Source organism: Streptomyces sp. NBC_01450 (assembly GCF_036227505.1).
In the GTDB taxonomy this organism is placed as follows: domain Bacteria; phylum Actinomycetota; class Actinomycetes; order Streptomycetales; family Streptomycetaceae; genus Streptomyces.
The window spans coordinates 384,530-401,313 of the sequence record NZ_CP109481.1 but is presented as its reverse complement, the minus strand read 5'-3'; the positions used below and the strand labels follow the sequence as shown (position 1 = coordinate 401,313).

Here is a 16,784-nt window from a genome sequence, read left to right as displayed (position 1 = left end):
CCGGAAGAGCAGGTCCGCCGAGTCGACGCCGATCTCTGACCGGGAAGGTTCGCCGGGTTGTGGCAGGCGGTGCAGGAGCCTTCCTCGACACCGACAAGAGCCCGCCGCGCACCCGGATCATGGAGAGCCTGTCCCATCCGCGGCTTACCGGCATGTCCCGCACGGAGCTGGATGCACTCACTTGCCGCCTCGCCCCACGCCAGGTTGCCCAGGTCGAACGTGCCTCCTACCAGCGCCGGGGCGCCGATCGCCAGCTGGGCAGCCGCGGCGGCGTCTTCCCTCAGAAGCTCGGCGACAGAGAACGCGTCGTCGTCGCCATCCTCTGCCTGCGGAAACTGTGCACCCTGGACGTCCTCGCCGACGTGCTGGGGAACGTGAGCAGGTCCTCGATCGGGAACGTCGTCCGCGAGATCCGGCCCCTGCTTGCCGAAGGCGGACCCACCTTCGGCCACCACCCGCTACCGCACCGCCACCGAACTCCTTGCCGCCGCAGATGAAGAAACCGACACACCGACAAGTTGATTCTTTACGGCTTCATAAGGCTCGCAACGTCTCGAACGCCCTGCGGAAGTCCGCGCAACCGGGTGCGACGAAGGCGATGCGGGAGATCTACAACGCGGAGGACCGCGCGCACGCCGAGAAGGCGATCGAGGTGTTCGCGAAGACCTACGGCACCAAGTGGCCCAAGGCCGTCGCGAAGATCATCGACGACCGGGAGGACCTGCTGGCGTTCTACGACTTCCCAGCCGAGCACTGGATCCACCTGCGGACCACGAACCCGATCGAGTCGACGTTCTCCACGGTCAGGCTCCGCACCAAGGTCACCCGCGGCGCTGGCAGCCCGGCTGCCGCACTCGCCATGGTGTTCAAGCTCGTCGAGTCCGCCCAGGACCGCTGGCGCGCGATCACCGGGGCCCACCTGGTGGCCCTGGTCCGCACGAGAGCACGCTTCGAACGCGGCCAGCTCGTGGAACGAAAGGAGCTGGCGGCCTGATGAACACCCCGGAGCCTCCCTCATCGGCCGCGTCGAGGTAAAAGATGTTCAGCACCAGTTCGCCGCCCCTGGAGAGTTTGAAGCACCTGCCCAGGCATGCGGGTGCGGTGCCAGAACCGCTAGGTCGCTCCCGAACCCGACCACCAGCCGCCCGTCGGACGCCATGGTCACGGCGGTCACCTCCGAGGGGAACACCAGATCCAAGCCCACCTGACGGTGGGCGGCCATGTCCCACACCCGTACCGTCTGGTCATCACCGCCGGTAACGACGAGGGGACGGCGGTCAATCACGGTCGTGGCGAGGGCCCACACCGGACCGGTATGGCCGGTCAGTGGCTCACGCCCCGTCGCTTCCGTGCACGCGGCCACGTCCCACACCTGAACCTGCCCGTCCCAGCTGCCGGTGACGGCGACCAAGCGGCCGCCGACGACGGCGGCGGTCAGCGACACCCGCTGCCTGTCGCCCCCGGTCGGGGGTGCGACCTGGCCCTGATGCAGACGCTCAGTCAGATTCCATGCCCCGACGGTGCTGTCGTCGTGCAGAGTGACGGCCTTGGTGTGGCCGTCCACCACTGCCGTCGCCACCGCCACCACTGCGCCGACGCGCCGCGCCGGTGGGTCGCTCACGAGATCGCCCACAACCTCGCCCGTGGCCGGGTCCCACATCAACAGCCTGGGAACGTTTTGCCTGCCCATGAGGACCACAGGCCGACCGTTCACCACGCCTGTCGCCGCAGCCGCCGCCCCACCAGCGAGACTCGCCAGGGGACGGCCCTCTGCCAGGTCCCACGATTGCACCAGCGCAGACGGGTCGGCAATGAGGACAACAGTACGGCCGTCCACCAGCTCCGTCACCGCAGTCCACACCGAGCCACGCGCAGGCAGCGCGGCACCGATCCGCTTACCTGTCGCCAGGTCCCACACCAGCACGGCTTCGTCGTCAGCTCCGGTGATGGCGACCGCGCGCCCGTCAACCACGGTTGTCGCCGCCGAACGCACCCAGTCGGCGTGGCCAGTCGTCCCCGTGATGAACCCGGAGATCAGGCCGCCGGAGGCCCATTCCACCTGCCACCCCGTCCCCGGACCCGCCACCGATGTCGCCGCCGGCTCGCCGCAGGTTCCGTCGTCATGAACCAGGTCCGTCATGACCCGGAGGTTAACCGCCCCTCTCCCCAGAGGAGAAACGAAAATCCCGTACTCCCTACCGGACTGCGGCGGAGCACAGGAGTGCTGTCCGGGCAAGAACCCCGGTGCTGTCAAGACTTTGGGAGTCACCGCAGCCGCTGTCGAGCTAGCCCGGAACGCAATCCGCCGTTCGTAGTGATCGTATGGAGATGTGCGGAACTCCTCCGACGAACCTGGCTTGGGGCTGCACGCACCGTGAGACTTGCAGCCAGCCGTGGCCACGGTTCCGTTCATCGAACGTCGAGCAGGTTCGCACCCTGTACTCGTTACCGCCCTGCGCACCGTGGTCGTCGTCGCCTACATCGAGCAGAGCCTGAGGGGGTAGTCATGAGATCGCGACTGCAGTGGATCCGCGGCCGCGGAGAGCATGTCATCGTCGAACGCAAACAGACGTACAGGGCCGAACTCTTCGTCAAACTACTTGTCCTGGTCGGCCTGCTGTATATGCCGGTGCTCATCTTCCACTGGGGTGAGTGGATCCCATTCGCCGGAGCCAGCATCTACCTGCTCTGGGAACTCGGCCGCACCAACAGCGCACTCGGCGAGCTCACCGACCTCTGGAACGAGCAGCACCAGCAGCGGCAGGAGTCGGCTCGAAACCACTCCCTCCAGTGACACAACCGGTCGGCGACTGCATGACGATTCCGCCGGCGACCCAGAACGCTCGCCTCTAGAGGGCTGCCGGGCCACGGGACGGCCCTGCCTGTCCCGTCCGCCGAGGAGCCAGCTCTCTCACCAACTCCCCGGTGATACGTGCGGCGGGGACGCTCAGGTGCAACGTTAGGCACCGTGATCTCCACCGGCCCCACATCGGTCAGCACGGTCTTGGACCGGACCCCGTTGCGGCTGTTGCCACTGCCGGCGCCAGCCGGATCATGCTTCTCGTAGCCGAGGTGGTCGGTGATCTCGCCCTCCAGGGCGGACTCCAGCACGCGCTTGGTCAGCTGCTGCAGCAACCCGCCCTCGCCGGTCAACTGCAGCCCGCTCGCGCGGGCCCGGTCGACCAACTGCCCGATCAACTGCTCGTCCAGCACGTCCGCCGACAACTCGACCGGCCGGACCTCTTCAACCGCCTCGGCAGAGACAGTCATGTCGCTCATCAGGTGCTACTTCCATGATCGGGAGTTACACCGAAGACCGTACAGACCCACTTTCCGTGAAGCGCATACATTGAGTGACGGCTAACGCGTAGAGAACTGGGCCTCTCTGCGTCAGAACAGCGGCTCTTCGGCGCAGTACCCTGTCCTGTTGCTCGCCCACCACAGATCGTGATCCGCCCGAAGTTCACGGGCGGCGATGTCGTTCGCGTTTTCCAGGGTGCTGGTGTCGTGGCCCCAGGCGTTCAGCGCGTCCAGGGCGCTGTCGCGTTTGTATCGGTCTGTGCTGGTGCTGAGCAGGCGGTGTGCGTGGTCAGCCAGCTCATTCCGGTGCCCGGTGAGGGAGTGGTGCTCTGCGAGGGGGATGGCGGCGACGAGGGCCGCGTTGCGCACCTTCGCGTTGTCATTGGTGAAGAACGGTTGAACAGCGGAGTAGATCACCGGGCGCAGGTCCCGGAAAGCCCGCATGTCGGGGCATGCGTCGAGGAAGCCTTCACCGAAATGGCGTTCGCCCATGGCGACACGCTCGTCGTCGGCGTCGTAGGCAGTGGAACCGAGCCAGTCCAGTAGCGTCTCGCGGGTGGGGTGGCGCAGTTGGAAGTCGGCCTCGTGGGCGTGTTCACCTGCCGCGGTAGCCGGGTGGTTCAGGATGGCCGCCACGTAGAGAGCTACGGGCACGGTGGCTTCGTAGATGGAGTTCTGGTGGGTCACCTCGTTCAGTGCGTCACTGGCGGCCGCCGCTCTGATGGACGGGCTGGGATCGAGGAGACGTGCAAGCGCGGCCGGCAGGGATTCGCCGGTCCCGTACGGAGTGGCGAGCGACGCCCAGCCTGTCCCGTCCAAGAGCTCCTGAAAGTGAGGGAGCTCGGGATGAGGGTTGTTCTCCGTCGTTCGGCTGCCGCTGTTGGTCACAGGCCGAGGCTATAGCGTGGGCGAGCCTGCGCTGCGCGTGGTCATCCATAGAGAAGGACGCGCTTTCGTAGGAGATTGAACCCGGCTCGGCCGAACATCTGGCGCTTGAGCATCTTGATCCGGTTGACATGTCCTCCGACCACTCCGGAGCTCCAGGGCAGGGTGAGGCCGGCGATGACCGCATTGCGGTCACGGTCGATACCTGCGGCGAGGGTATGGAGGCCGGGGAGGTTGTCTTGCCGGACGGCATCGAGCCACTGCGGTAGCTGTTCACCCTGGCGCTCTGTGAGCATCTGGCCGAAAGAGCGGACGTGGCCGGCGAGGGCTTCGAGTTCAGGGCAGTGGACCAGAATAGCCTTGAGCCGAAGGTGCTCCGTCTCGGTGAGGGTCTCCGGCCGGCGGAGGATCCATCCGGCGACGACTCGGGGAGACGGTGGCCGAGCCGTGACGGGGCCCGGCGAGAGCCGCTTCTCCCGGAAATAGGCGCGAACCCGCTGGTAGCTGCCCTGATAGCCGAGCGGCACGATCTCCTCCCACGCCCTCCAGACGTTCGTGCAGCCTTGGTTCCAGCGGTCATCCAGGTAGGGCTTGAAAGCGTCGAGTTTGGATGGTCGGCCCTGCCATTGCCCCTGGAACAGGTCCTCCGGGGTAGCTGCGTCTGCGAGGAGCTTGACGGTGCGGGAGATCATCCGGAGTTGGCGGCCGATCGCCCTCCGACTGAGCCCGGCGGCCGGCACTCAAAAGCGCCCAAGGACACGGCAACTGGTGTGGCCGCCCCTCCATACTCGGATGTGACGGCCCGCGATCTCCTGCGTCGCCTATTCCTCCTCGACGAGGAGTTTCTCTCGCAGTTGAGCCATGGTGCGGGCCAGGAGACGGGAGACGTGCATCTGGGAGATGCCGACCTCCTGGGCGATCTGCGACTGCGTCATGTTGCCGAAGAAACGAAGGAGCATGATCCGCTTCTCCCGCGGCGGAAGGTCCTCCAGCAGCGGCTTCAGCGACTCTCGGTAGTCGACACCCTCCAGGGCCTCGTCCTCGGCGCCGAGCGTGTCGGCGACCACCGGGGACCCATCGTCCACGTCGGGAACATCCAAGGACAGCGTGGAGTACGCATTCGCGGACTCCAGACCCTCCAAGACTTCTTCCTCCGCGATGACCAGCTTCTCGGCGAGCTCATGGACCGTGGGCGAACGGCCGTACTGCTGCGAGAGTTCCGCGGTCGCCGTGGTAAGCGCGAGGCGCAGTTCCTGGAGGCGGCGCGGCACGCGGACCGCCCACCCCTTGTCCCGGAAGTACCGCTTGATCTCGCCGACGACCGTCGGAGTCGCGTACGTCGAGAACTCGACGCCGCGCTCCGGATCGAACCGGTCGACCGACTTGATCAGGCCGATAGTGGCGACCTGGATCAGGTCGTCCAGCGGCTCGCCGCGATTGCGGAAGCGGCGTGCGAGGTGCTCGACGAGCGGGAGGTGCATGCGGACCAGCTGATTGCGCAGCTCCGCGTACTCCGCGCTGCCGTCCTGCAGCTTGCGCAGCTCGATGAACATCGCCCGTGCCCCGCTGCGGTCCTGCGGAGCATGCTGGATGTGTTCAACTGTCATCGAACTGTGCCGGTTTCGCCGGACGCTCGCCGAACGGTGCTCGATCGCAGGCTGCCGCTTCACGCGTTGCTTGAGTCTGGCCAGCGCCGACTCGACGTCCTGCGTCGTGGCCAGTGCCGATCCCACTTCCTCTTCGCAGGCCATCAGGGTCTCGCTGAGTGCGGCAGCGTTGTCCTCGTCCTTGCGGTCGTCCATTACTGCCTCCCCTCGCTCGGGTCGATGACGCCGAGTTCTCGCAGTTGCTCGCGTACGCCTTCCAGGGCCTGGCGTGCCCGGTAAAGGTGCACACGGGCGGTGGCCTCCTGAATGCGCATCTCCTTGGCGGCATCCCCCAGTGACTGTCCAGCAATCGCGCAGCGCCCCATCACTTCGCGCTGTTTGTCGCTGAGCAGGACTATGCGTTCGAGCACCATGCGGTAGGCGCCGCGGGCATCCATCCAGGACGCCAGGTCGATCTCCGGGCCGGCGTGGTCATGCGCGTCGGTGTCGAAGCCGACCGAGCCGACTTCCTTCTGCAGTCGCAGTACTTCGCGGACCACGGTGGTGCGCAGCCAGGCAGGCCAGGCCCGTACCGGTTCCAGGTGCGGGGCGTGCCAGCGCTGCCAGCACTGCAGGAAGGCCTCCTGGACGGCGTCGTCGGCCACGGTGCGGCGCCCGCCGGAGACGAACATGGCCTGTGCCAGCAGTGGCCGGTACCACTGGCGGAACAAGGTGTCGAAGGCGTCCTCGGTGGGTGGTGACGTCATTGAGGCTCCTGAGCATCCAGGCGGACGCTCCAAGTGTTGCCGTCCTCATCACTCACCTCGACCTGGCCCCCTCGCGCGGAGAGCTCACGCACCATGACAGTCATCGTCCGGGAACGGATGTGTTCTCTCAGCAGGTAGGCGGATATCCGCACGAGGACGCCCGCAGCCGCACCTGCCTCTGTGCCTACTATCAGCCAACTCCACGGCGATGTCACGTCGTTGACCTCCTGGGGATTCGGCAGTGCGGTTACCAGGAAGAGGGAATCGGTGCCGAAAACGTGTACACGCCGCCGCACGCCACCGTCGGCGCGAGATACAGCCGGGCGCTTGCGAGACAGGTGTGCTTCCTGTGCAAAGTGAGGCGTCGCCTGTCTGCGTCCCGGTGCCCGAGGCACGCGGACGTGCAAGGGACGGGCCCCGGGAAGAGATCGTGCCTGTTCAGGCTTACGGGAAGCACGCGGTTGCCGTCTCAGCCCTCTCCCGCGGGCAGAGGACGGGGCCACCTGCCTCGGAGGCGCCGCGTGGTGGGAGGCCGCAGTCAGTTGGTCGATTTCGGTCTCGCGCTCACCGGGACAGGCCGGCTGCCGCCATCGGCCATGCCGTGGAGCAGCCGGCCGAGGCCCCGCTCGGGGCAGACATGACTGCCGCTACTGCAGATCTGGGAAGCCGCCAGTCAGAGGTCCGGCGCCAGAACACGCGCCCAGGCGATTTCCCCTGAGCGCTGCGGCGGCGAGCAGCCCCAGGATGAGCTGATGGCTTCGACGATATGCAGTCCTCGGCCCGATTCGCTGAGGCGTTCTGGCTGCTGCGGTTCGGGAGCGCAAGGACTCGGATCCGCCACGGCGCATATGACGGCCTACTGTCTGCGGACAAGCCCCAGCCAGGCGGTGGCGGCACTGCCGTCGCGGTTTTCTGGTTCGAGGGCGTGCCTGGCGGCGTTGGCGATCAGTTCACCGACCACGATCATCAGAGATGACCTCACACCAGGAGATGCCCAGTGACGTATATAGACCCCGAGAGTCGAGCCAAGGCTAAGGCGCACGGTCACCCGTATGCTTCGGAGGAAATCATCGCCGCTGGGTACGACCTGGCAGGCCGGGTCTGCCAAGAACTCCAACTCGCCGGTCTCCCCGCTTATGTCGAGCGTCCGGGAGTGCCGAAACAGCCCGGCGTCTGGGTGGAAGTCGACAGCCAGGGTGAGTACGCCGGAGGCCTCTACGTCCGCTGGAACGCCCCAGAACTGGGAGAGGCCGGTATGCGGGCAGTGGCAGAACGGCAGGACCCGGCGGCGCCGGAGTGGAAGCGCTACGCCGAGGTCGTTCTACTCATGCAGACAGCATTGATCGGGATCCTGCGACTGGCCGGCTTCTCCGTCGTGCAGGCCGAGGAGGTCGACGACCTCGCCGAGGGTGATGCGTACGTTCACGCCGATACGCCCTCGCCTTCGTGAGCACCCTCATGATCCAGGACATGCTCGCCGACCCCGAATGGGCCGACATCCTTACCGACGAGGACAAACGCGCCCTTAACCCCACCGACAAGCCCGCCAAGCCCCCGGGCCGCTACCGGTAGTTCGTTAAATCCGGCGGTAGAGGTCAATGCCGTGTCCGGTGGTGACCGCGTCGATCAGGGCCTGAAGGTCGGGGGGTGGCTCTGTGTCCGTCCAGGCTCGCCACCATCGGTTGAGGGTGACGGCGGGGATGAGCCAGGAACGGATGGCGGGTAAGGCCGCGGGCCAGCAAGGCAGTTGGGGCCGGTGGGACAAGGTCGGTCCCCCTCTCTGGCGCCTCGTCGGGGCAGGGGTCCGGCGCGGTGGCATCCAGGGGTCCGGGTGGGGCGAACCACTGGTCCCAGCAGAAGGAGAAGGCGCAGTTGACCAGGGTCTGGTGGCGGCGGATGGCGCGGTCGGAGCGGACTTGGAAGTCGGCCCAGCCGAGTTCGTCCTTGACCTGCTTGTAGCTCTGCTCGATCCACGGCCGCAGTCCGTAGAGGCGCACGATCTCGGCGAGGTCGGCCGGCGGGTGCGGGCTGGTGAGGGCGTGGGGGGCGTCGGGGTGGGGCAGGTTGGTGGCCAGGTACCAGGTGGCCTTCCCCGGCAGGCCGGCCGGGTCGGTGGTGGCCACGACCAGCCGGCAGGGTGAGTCGGGTCCGTAGCCGCCCAGGCGGGCATCAGCGGCCCACCAGGTTTCGGTGTGCCCGTCGCGGAAGTGACGCTCCACGGGTGTCCAGCCGCCCGGACGCTTGGCATCCTTCCAGGTCAGGACGTGGGCAGCTTCGATAGGGGTGTGTGGCTGGTGGGCCGGAGCCCAGGTGCCGCGGTGCGGCTTGAGCGCGACCACGTAGGCCAGGCCGGCCTCGCGCAGTGCGAGGTACCAGTCGTCACTGACGGAGTAGGCGCAGTCGGTGACCACCGCCCGGCAGTCGAAGCCCGCCTCCTTCCCGCGGGCCGCGAGGGCTGCGGCCAGCTGCGGTTTCGTGCGGAAGGCCGGATCGGACCGGCCGCGGGCGAAGTGACGGGCAGGGGTGTAGGGAGTCGCGTGCAGCGGGTAGTACACGCGGCCGTCGGTCCACACCGTGGTCACCGTGACGATGCCGTTGTCCGTCTTGCCCAGCCGGCCCAGCCACTGCCTGCCCACATGCGCGGTCGCCGTGCCGTCCTTGCGGTCCCCGGAATCGTCGATCACGAGGACCCCACCGTGGTGCGGAGCCGTCGCCGACTGCTCGCGCAACAGCTCGAGCCGCCGGTCGTTGACCTGCTCGGCCTCCCAGGGGGACTCGGACAGGAAGAACTGCAGCCGCTGCACCCCTGGCATCCCCGCACCCGTCACCGGCTCCGCCCCTGCCAGACAGGTGATCGTCTTGTTCCGCTCCCGCGGCGCCAGCAACCCGGTCAGGTACTCACGAAACCCCGCCGCTGTGCCAGGCTGAAGAAGAGGTCGTCGAACCGGGCCGCATACTCCTCCAACGGCCCCGGCACAGGCGGACACGGACGGCGAGCGGCCATCTTCCGCCCCCAGAAAGGCAGTTGACTCCTACCACCGGCCTACGACCAACCCGACCTGCCGTCAACCCGTGCGACCTCCGGATTTAACGAACTACCAGTAACCCCCTGGTTCGTCATCAATCCAGACCTTCGCACAACCCAATTGGCTCCCGCAGCCGCTCTCGACGACTCCGCTCTGCGATGCGACGACGAGACACTGGAAGCTGGCTGCGCCGGTTGCGCTCTCTCACTCGACCCAGCCCTTCACGATCGAACATCGACGTGACGCTCTGCGACGACTCCCCAAGATCTGCGCCAGAACCGACTTTTGATGTCACTCGGATGCTGCGGGGCCGCCCGCTTGATCATGATGAGGGCAGGAATATCCCGTCAAGGGCGCTTCCATCTCTTGGCTGGGCTGATCACTCGATCACCGCAGGGCGCTACGTGGGGCATTGCTTCGCTGCAGGCATGATTGCACTAGAGCAAAATTAAGTTGTTCCTAGCGCGACACCCCTATATCTTCCGGTCCATGCCTGCTCAGACCCCGCTGCCCATTACGCTCACCGGCCGCCAAGTACGCCTGGAGCCGCTCGCGGTGAAGCATCTCGGCGAACTCTTCGAGGCGGGAGGCGGTGACGAGGAGTTGTGGCGGTGGCAGGGTGGGCCGGCGCCGAAGACACAGGCGGAACTGGGTGGCAAGCTTGCCACGCTGCTTAAGGCCGCCGAGCAGGGCGTATACGTTCCCTTTGCGGTCATCCACCGTGCCACCGACCAGGCCATCGGCTGGACCACGTACATGGACATCAACGTGGCCGACGAATGGTTGGAGATCGGCTGGACGTGGTACGGGCGCGCGTACTGGCGCACCGCCGTCAATGCCGAGGCGAAGCTGCTCCTGCTCAGCCACGCCTTCGAAGACCTGGGCATGGGACGCGTGCAATTGAAGACCGATCATCTCAATCACCGCTCACAGGCTGCGATCGCACGTATTGGGGCGCGCCGCGAAGGCGTACTCCGACGCCACCGCCGACGCCCGGACGGTACCTGGCGGGACACGGTGTACTTCTCGATCCTCGCCGACGAGTGGCCTGCGGCCAAGGAACGCCTGGCTGCTCGCCTGGGAGAAATCGGCCATGCAGGATAGAGCCTGGCCCTCGACCAGACAGTCATAGATCCGCTGGGCGGTGTGCCGCTGCTTGGGCGGAGCATCCAGGTCAGCCAGCAGCATCCCGTCGATCAGCGGCTTGTAGGGATCGAGCCGGGACTCCTTGCGTCGCTGCTTTTTCCGCGGCTCGGACCACTGACCATCCAGAGCCCGCCGGACCGTCCTCCAGGTCACGTTGTGCGTGCGCTGAAGCCCCCGCAACGACATGCCCATCCGGTGATCCCGGCGGATCGCCGCGTACAACTCGATCTTCGACTGCGAGTTACCCATGAGGCCCCCAGCGGGAAAAGCACACCTCACAGTCCCACCGCAAGCCCCCAAGTGACGTCAAAGCAAACTGACATCGCAAACTCGGTCAGATGATGACTCCCACAGTCACATCGAAACGGCTCCCGCAGTCACGCACATAACCAGCAGGGATCGGCCGATCCCGAACACGAGCGAGTCGGCCCTCTCCCTCACCTACTTGTCGAACTTCGTCTGCGCCATGCCGTCCAACGCCCTCGTGCCAAGTGTGCGTGGGCGCCACGGTGCCGCCAGAAGCCAACCCGCACACCGGGCGAAGAAGGCTGTTGAGTCCTTCGCCGCGGCCACGCTCTTCGGCTCAAGTCCCAAGCGAAACTGCGGCCTTGAGCAAGGCTCACCCACGCCCTGGTATAGAGAAGGTGCAGGTCACCAGATGTTCACCACCTGCGTCTACCCGCATAGACCCGGCGGGTGCTGTCATACCGTCAGCCGCCTGGAACACGATCTCCAGGCCGAGACGGGAGACCCCACATGCGACCTCTGCACCGCGTCACCGCCACCACCACCGCCCTCGGCATAGCCGCCGCAGGCCTCATCATCACGGTGAGCGGCACCGCGCACGCCTCCGCCTGTTCCCAGTCCTACCTGCCGCTGCCCGACTCGTCCTGCACACCCGGCTCCTACAACCCCGACGTCACCCAGTCGAACATTGGCAGCACCATCTGCGTGTCCGGCTGGACCGCCACCGTCCGGCCCCCCACCTCTACACCAACCCCCTCAAGGCGCAGGGCATCACCGACTACGGATACTCCGACACCAACATGTCGGACTACGAGGAGGACCACCTCGTACCACTGGAACTCGGCGGTGCACCCCGCGACCCCGGCAACCTGTGGCCCGAACCGCACTACGGCACAAAGACCGCCTACACCAAAGACGGCACCGAAACGAAACTGAAGAACGCCGTCTGCAACGGCACCATCACCCTGTCCGCCGCGCGCAGCGCCTTCAAGAACAACTGGACCACCGCACTCCAGGTCACCGGCATCGGCTGACCTCCAGCGAGGCCGTAGACCGCGCCACGCAATGGGATCCAGAGGAGACCGGCCCCGCCCATGCGGCGCGGGAGCCCCGCAGTTCTGCCCCACAAGCGCGGCGCGAACGGCCAGAGTCTGCAGAAAGCCGCGCGCCCATCACCGTCACCCTCGCCCGCTGCCCCCCGTACCGCCCCGCGCGGCCCCTCCGGCAGCCGACGGATTATCCGAGGCCCGTGCCGGGCTGTACACGACGCCGTACTCACGGCCGAAGCGGTTCGCTTCCGCCGCGGAGCCCGTCATCCGGTGCAGCCACAACCCGTACGCCACCGAAACCATCTGCTCCTGTGTCAGATACAGCCGCCACGGCTTGATCCCGTGATCACACGAAGCCATACGGACCTGCTCCCCCAGCCCGTCGGCCGGCGGCACACGGAGCTGGCCGGTGAGGCCCACGAACACCCGCAGCGCCGTCATCTGCGAGGGAATCAGTTCCACTGGCTGCCGGTCCGGGGGTGCCTCGCCGGGCGGGGGCTCGGCGCGGGGGCGGGACTGGCCGTAGGCGAGGGTGTCGTGGCCGTACGAGGTCAGGCGGGCCGCCCACCGCACGGGCCGACTCTCCAGAACCGACAGCTCCGCACGGACCTCCCGGCCAGCAAGCTCCACCAGCCCCTGACTCTCCAGCACGTTCACCTGCTGCTGATGCGACAGGAGGAGCTCCGTGTCCAGAGTCCAGCCATGCCCGGCCGCCTGCCCGCGCTCGCACAGCGTCTCCAGCACCGACAGCGCCCTCTCCCAACCCCTCATCCCACTCCCCTGCGTTGTGTACCGCGCCCGTACGCGTTCGCCGACCGTAGACGCCAACACTGGTCCGGACGCGCCAAGGCGGGGAAGGCCAGCCCATCAGGGGAATCCGTCCTCCGCTCGGCGCGCTCTCGGCAAGGCGACGGAATCACGGCCTGGCCCAGTGTGGGGGCCGGAGGAAGTGGCAGCCGCGACCGCCGACACACCTCGCGGCAGGCAGGCAATCATGGTCTCCGGGGCGGCATAGTTGGCGTACGGTGGAGCAATCCGACGCGGGGTGGAGCAGCTCGGTAGCTCGCTGGGCTCATAACCCAGAGGTCGCAGGTTCAAATCCTGTCCCCTCTACTGACGATTGAGGGGACAGCCACAGGGCGTGCGGCGTTGCGGCACGCGCGCCGGACAGCCGAACTGCGCCGTGGGCACGACGGGACGCCGGCAAATAGGGCGTCGCGCAGAACAAGTCGGCACACGAGTACCCACCGGGGCCAACGGCGTACGGGCCTTAGATCAACCGCGGATAGGTGCCCTCGACGGCCGACTTCAGGATCTTGGCGCAATTCGGGCAGAACCGGGAGATGCCCTCTTCGAACACCATCTCCCCGTCGTCCTTCACCAGCTCCTTCGTCGCCAGCCACTGCGGCGACGATTTCCCTTCCATCTCCTGCTCGCCCAGCAGCCCGCAGTACCGCTTCATCGCGTCCGCGGCCGTCGCCGTGCCCTGCCCGTCGAAGTGGAACGACGTGCCCAACACCATCGCGTCGAAGTCCTCCTCCGGCGTCGACCTGACAAAGCGACGTGGTATCAGGGCGGCGACGCCGGCTACATCGAGTACCCCAGCCACCAGTACTGAGCGCGGAATCGGCCTGCCTACCCCTCATCGGCCTCCTGGTCGGCGGCTTCATTGGCGCGGTCGATCTCGGCCATGTGCTCCTCCGCCCAGGTCCGCAGCCCCGCAAGCGCGGCTTCCAGGGACAGCCCGAGTCCGGTGAGTCGGTAGAAGACCCGCGGCGGCACGGTCGGTTCGACCCGGCGCGACACCAGCCCGTCGCGGGTCAGGCTTCGCAGCGTCACAGACAGCATCTTCTGTGAGACGCCAGGCATCCGGCGTCTCAGCTCCGCGAAGCGCACCTCGTCCGGTGCGGCATCGGCGAGCGTCTTGACGGCCATGGACGTCCACTTCGTACCGATGCGGTCCAGCAACTGCCGCGTCGGGCAATGGGGATCGAACAGATCGCCGCGTACCCCGCGACCGGCGGCCCGGGCTCCTCGGGTGGTCACCTGTGGCTCACCACCTTCCCTGAAAGTGCCGTCTAGGAAGCGGCCGGACAGTTACCTATCGTTCTGTGGTCACCAATGGTAACCAGCCGGAGGAGCCGTCATGCCCGTCACCACCGCACACCACCTGCGCCGCATCGCGACGAACGGCGTCCAACTCAATGTCGCAATCGCCGGGGACGGACCTGCGATTCTCCTGCTGCACGGCTTCCCGCACACCTGGCAACTCTGGAGCGGCATCATGGGCCGACTGGCCGGGCAGTACCGGGTCATCGCCCCGGACCTTCGAGGCTTCGGTGCCAGTGCACGTGCCATCGAGGGTTACGACGCAGGCACCCTCGCCGCCGACGCCGAAGGGCTGCTCGACGCACTCGGCGAGCCCTCGGCAGCGGTGGTCGGCATCGACGCGGGCACCGCCCCCGCCGTCCTGCTCGCGCTGCGCCAACCTGGCCTCGTCCGGCGCCTTGTCGTGATGGAGGCACTGCTCGGCCGCCTGCCCGGAGCAGAGCACGTCGTCGCGGGCGGTGCCCCGTGGTGGTTCGGCTTCCACGCCGTCCCCGGCCTCGCCGAGACCGTCCTGGCCGGCAACGAGGCCCCGTACATCGACTGGTTCCTCAACTCGGGGACGCACGGGCGAGGAGTACCCGACGACATCCGTGCCGCCTTCGTCCACGCGTACACCGGGAGTGAGGCCCTGCGCTGCGCGTTCTCCTATTACCGGGCCCTGCCCACCAGCGCGCAGCAGATACAGGACGCCGTCGCGACGGCTCGGCTGACCATGCCCACCATGGCCGTCGGCTCTCACCCCGTCGGCACCGGGCTCGAACGCCAACTCCGTCCCATCGCGGATGACCTGGTCGGACACCATCTCCAGGACTGCGGCCACATCATCCCCCTCGACCGCCCCGACGCGTTGTTCGCGCTCCTTGCTCCCTTCCTCTCCGCCGATCTGCCGATCTGCCGATCTGCCGATCTGCCGAAGTGACTGAAGCGGGGCCGAAGAATCACGGTCGGCGGCTCGGGCGTTCGTCCCAGCGGTGAGTTGTCCAGGACCGCCGGATCAGGCTGCGCACGGTGATGATTGTGTCGGCGAGGTCGAAAAAGGCATCAATGACAGTGACGCGACGCTCGTAGCACCGGCCGAGACGGTGAAACGCGTTCTGCCACGCGTGAGTGCGTTCGACGTGCCAACGCCGACTGGCCTGAATGGGCGCCTTCTCCCCCTTGTGTGCGATGCGTCCGCGCGGGCCGCGTTCGCTGAGCAGAGCGCGGGTGGTGTCCGAGTCGTAGCCGGCGTCCAGGTGCACGGTGATGATGTCGGGCAACGGGCCGAGGCCCTCCAGACGGTCCAGAGTCGGGGCGTGCAGCGGAGAGTCGTGGCGGTTGGCACCGGCCAGGAAACGGCCCAGCGGAATGCCGTATCCATCCGTCATGCCCGAGCGCTTCAGTCCCTGTTTGCCGCGGTCGACCGGTGAACGTCCGGTGGCCTCCCCTCCTCCAGGTTGTGGGTGCCGAAAACGCCATCCATAGTGTGTGACGTGCAGGTTCTTCCGAACGGCCGTTGATCGCCAGGCGGGCGTGTCAGGCTGGTTGACCGTGCCGCTGCGACTGCCCTACCTCGCCGTGTCGAGCGTGTACGCCTTCATCCGGCCGCTGCCGATGAGCGACGTGGACAAGAACATCGAGATATTGACGCCACGTCACCAGTTGGCGGTCCTGCAGCGGCAGAGCGACAGGCCGCGCGTCACTTCAGCAGACCGCGCTTTCCTTGCTGCACTCCTCCACAGGCTGCCTCCCGCCCGACTACGGCAGCTGCACCTGATCGTCCCACCGGACACCGTCCTGCGGTGGCACCACGACCCCATGAGCCGCCGCCACACCCACAACTCCCACCGCAAGCAGCCCGGCCGTCCACCGACCCGCCGCGCCATCCAGACCCTGATCCTGCGCCTGGCCCGCGAGAACCCAGGCTGCGGCTACCGGCGCATTCATGGCGAACTCGCCGTACTGGGCATCAAGGTCGCACCCTCCACCGTATGGGAGATCCTCCGAGCACACGGAATCGACCCCGCTCCCGAACGCGACCGCCACACCTGAGCCGCGTTCCTGCGCGGCCAGGCCCACGCGACCCTCGCCCGCGACTTCTTCACCGCCAACGCCCTGAACGGCGCGACGCTGTACGTCTTCGCCGCCATCGAGCACACCAACCGCCGCATCCGCATCCAGGGCGCGACCGCCCATCCCACCTCCGACCGGATCACCAAGGCCGCAAGGAACCTCGCCATGGACCTGCAGGACACCGGCGCCACCGTCCGATACCTGATCAGGGACCGCGACAGCAAATCCACCCACGCGTACGACGCCGTCTCCGAGACCGAAGGCATCAAGGTCGTCACCACCAGCATCCGCGTGCCCCGCATGAACCCGGTCATGGAACGGTGGGCGCAGACCTGCAGACACGAGCTCCTCGACCGCACCTTGATCTGGAACCAGGCCCACCTGCTCCACGCACTCACCCAGTTCGAAGCCTTCTACAACCAGCACCGGCCCCACCGCACCCTGCACAGCGCGACACCCCTGCGACCCGTCCCCGAACCGATCACCGACCCCGACCCACTGGACATCCACCGGCGTGACCACCTCGGCGGCATCCTCCACGCATACACATACGCGGCCTGACCTGCCAGGACGTAATAGTCGGCACCCGCAGGCGGTATTAGCCGAGGTGCCGGGCGA

The 16,784-nt window shown here is 67.1% G+C and carries 13 protein-coding genes, 1 tRNA gene and 7 pseudogenes; 10 read left to right on the top strand and 11 right to left on the bottom strand.

All coding sequences use genetic code 11. From position 1 onward, the window contains the following. Nucleotides 1–77: 77 nt before the first annotated feature. Nucleotides 78–522, top strand: a pseudogene (locus OG568_RS50070) (ISAzo13 family transposase); the annotation flags it as partial. Nucleotides 523–535: 13 nt separating this feature from the next. Further along, nucleotides 536–994 (top strand): annotated as a pseudogene (locus OG568_RS50065) (transposase); the annotation flags it as partial. A gap of 48 nt (nt 995–1,042) precedes the next feature. On the opposite strand, the gene OG568_RS50060 reads toward OG568_RS50065, so the two are convergent. Then, the gene (locus tag OG568_RS50060) at nt 1,043–2,140 is read right to left on the bottom strand and encodes a WD40 repeat domain-containing protein (protein ID WP_329536790.1); all 1,098 of its coding nucleotides are present in this window, start codon (nt 2,138–2,140) and stop codon (nt 1,043–1,045) included. Nucleotides 2,141–2,506: 366 nt separating this feature from the next. Between OG568_RS50060 and OG568_RS50055 the strand changes: the two genes are divergently transcribed. Then, nucleotides 2,507–2,794: a hypothetical protein gene (locus tag OG568_RS50055; protein WP_329536789.1), complete on the top strand. Its 288-nt coding sequence runs from the start codon at nt 2,507–2,509 to the stop codon at nt 2,792–2,794. Between the two features lie 167 nt (nt 2,795–2,961). Here the strand turns inward: OG568_RS50055 and OG568_RS50050 are convergent. From OG568_RS50050 to OG568_RS50030, 5 genes and pseudogenes are all read right to left on the bottom strand, one after another. Beyond that, nucleotides 2,962–3,279: pseudogene (locus tag OG568_RS50050) on the bottom strand (transposase); the annotation flags it as partial. Nucleotides 3,280–3,390: 111 nt separating this feature from the next. After that, nucleotides 3,391–4,188: a hypothetical protein gene (locus OG568_RS50045; RefSeq protein ID WP_329536788.1), complete on the bottom strand. Its 798-nt coding sequence runs from the start codon at nt 4,186–4,188 to the stop codon at nt 3,391–3,393. A gap of 41 nt (nt 4,189–4,229) precedes the next feature. After that, nucleotides 4,230–4,916: pseudogene (locus OG568_RS50040) on the bottom strand (transposase); the annotation flags it as partial. 90 nt (nt 4,917–5,006) lie between these two features. Beyond that, nucleotides 5,007–5,987 (bottom strand): RNA polymerase sigma factor SigF, encoded by a 981-nt coding sequence (locus tag OG568_RS50035; RefSeq protein ID WP_329536785.1) that lies wholly within the window; start codon nt 5,985–5,987, stop codon nt 5,007–5,009. Beyond that, on the bottom strand, nt 5,987–6,538 hold the full coding sequence (locus OG568_RS50030; RefSeq protein WP_329536784.1) for an RNA polymerase sigma factor: 552 nt from the start codon (nt 6,536–6,538) through the stop codon (nt 5,987–5,989). Before OG568_RS50030 ends, OG568_RS50035 begins: the two co-directional genes overlap by 1 nt. Nucleotides 6,539–7,535: 997 nt before the next feature. Here OG568_RS50030 and OG568_RS50025 point away from each other — a divergent pair. Further along, nucleotides 7,536–7,988, top strand: coding sequence for a hypothetical protein (locus OG568_RS50025; RefSeq protein ID WP_329536783.1), 453 nt, complete (start codon nt 7,536–7,538; stop codon nt 7,986–7,988). Further along, complete coding sequence (locus OG568_RS50020; RefSeq protein WP_329536782.1) at nt 7,985–8,110, top strand: hypothetical protein; 126 nt, start codon at nt 7,985–7,987, stop codon at nt 8,108–8,110. The genes OG568_RS50025 and OG568_RS50020 overlap by 4 nt, the downstream gene beginning before the upstream one ends. A gap of 23 nt (nt 8,111–8,133) precedes the next feature. Here the strand turns inward: OG568_RS50020 and OG568_RS50015 are convergent. After that, nucleotides 8,134–9,542: pseudogene (locus OG568_RS50015) on the bottom strand (IS701 family transposase). A 511-nt stretch (nt 9,543–10,053) separates the two neighbouring features. Here OG568_RS50015 and OG568_RS50010 point away from each other — a divergent pair. Both OG568_RS50010 and OG568_RS50005 read left to right on the top strand, forming a co-directional pair. Further along, the gene (locus OG568_RS50010; RefSeq protein ID WP_329536780.1) at nt 10,054–10,668 is read left to right on the top strand and encodes a GNAT family N-acetyltransferase; all 615 of its coding nucleotides are present in this window, start codon (nt 10,054–10,056) and stop codon (nt 10,666–10,668) included. A gap of 1,088 nt (nt 10,669–11,756) precedes the next feature. Continuing rightward, nucleotides 11,757–11,990 (top strand): hypothetical protein, encoded by a 234-nt coding sequence (locus OG568_RS50005; RefSeq protein WP_329536779.1) that lies wholly within the window; start codon nt 11,757–11,759, stop codon nt 11,988–11,990. 144 nt (nt 11,991–12,134) lie between these two features. On the opposite strand, the gene OG568_RS50000 is transcribed toward OG568_RS50005, so the two are convergent. Continuing rightward, nucleotides 12,135–12,776, bottom strand: a complete 642-nt coding sequence (locus OG568_RS50000; protein ID WP_329536778.1) for a DUF6417 family protein — start codon at nt 12,774–12,776, stop codon at nt 12,135–12,137. Between the two features lie 268 nt (nt 12,777–13,044). On the opposite strand from OG568_RS50000, the gene OG568_RS49995 reads away from it, so the two are divergent. Then, nucleotides 13,045–13,118 (top strand) — tRNA-Met (locus OG568_RS49995). Nucleotides 13,119–13,275: 157 nt separating this feature from the next. Here OG568_RS49995 and OG568_RS49990 read toward each other — a convergent pair. Further along, nucleotides 13,276–13,527, bottom strand: a complete 252-nt coding sequence (locus tag OG568_RS49990) for a hypothetical protein (protein WP_329536777.1) — start codon at nt 13,525–13,527, stop codon at nt 13,276–13,278. Nucleotides 13,528–13,640: 113 nt separating this feature from the next. After that, nucleotides 13,641–14,051, bottom strand: a complete 411-nt coding sequence (locus OG568_RS49985; protein WP_266435441.1) for a winged helix-turn-helix transcriptional regulator — start codon at nt 14,049–14,051, stop codon at nt 13,641–13,643. Between the two features lie 100 nt (nt 14,052–14,151). On the opposite strand from OG568_RS49985, the gene OG568_RS49980 reads away from it, so the two are divergent. Then, nucleotides 14,152–15,033, top strand: coding sequence for an alpha/beta fold hydrolase (locus OG568_RS49980; protein ID WP_329536776.1), 882 nt, complete (start codon nt 14,152–14,154; stop codon nt 15,031–15,033). 19 nt (nt 15,034–15,052) lie between these two features. Here the strand turns inward: OG568_RS49980 and OG568_RS49975 are convergent. Beyond that, nucleotides 15,053–15,550 (bottom strand): annotated as a pseudogene (locus OG568_RS49975) (transposase); the annotation flags it as partial. Nucleotides 15,551–15,644: 94 nt separating this feature from the next. Here OG568_RS49975 and OG568_RS49970 point away from each other — a divergent pair. Beyond that, nucleotides 15,645–16,727 (top strand): annotated as a pseudogene (locus tag OG568_RS49970) (integrase core domain-containing protein). Nucleotides 16,728–16,784: the final 57 nt, after the last annotated feature.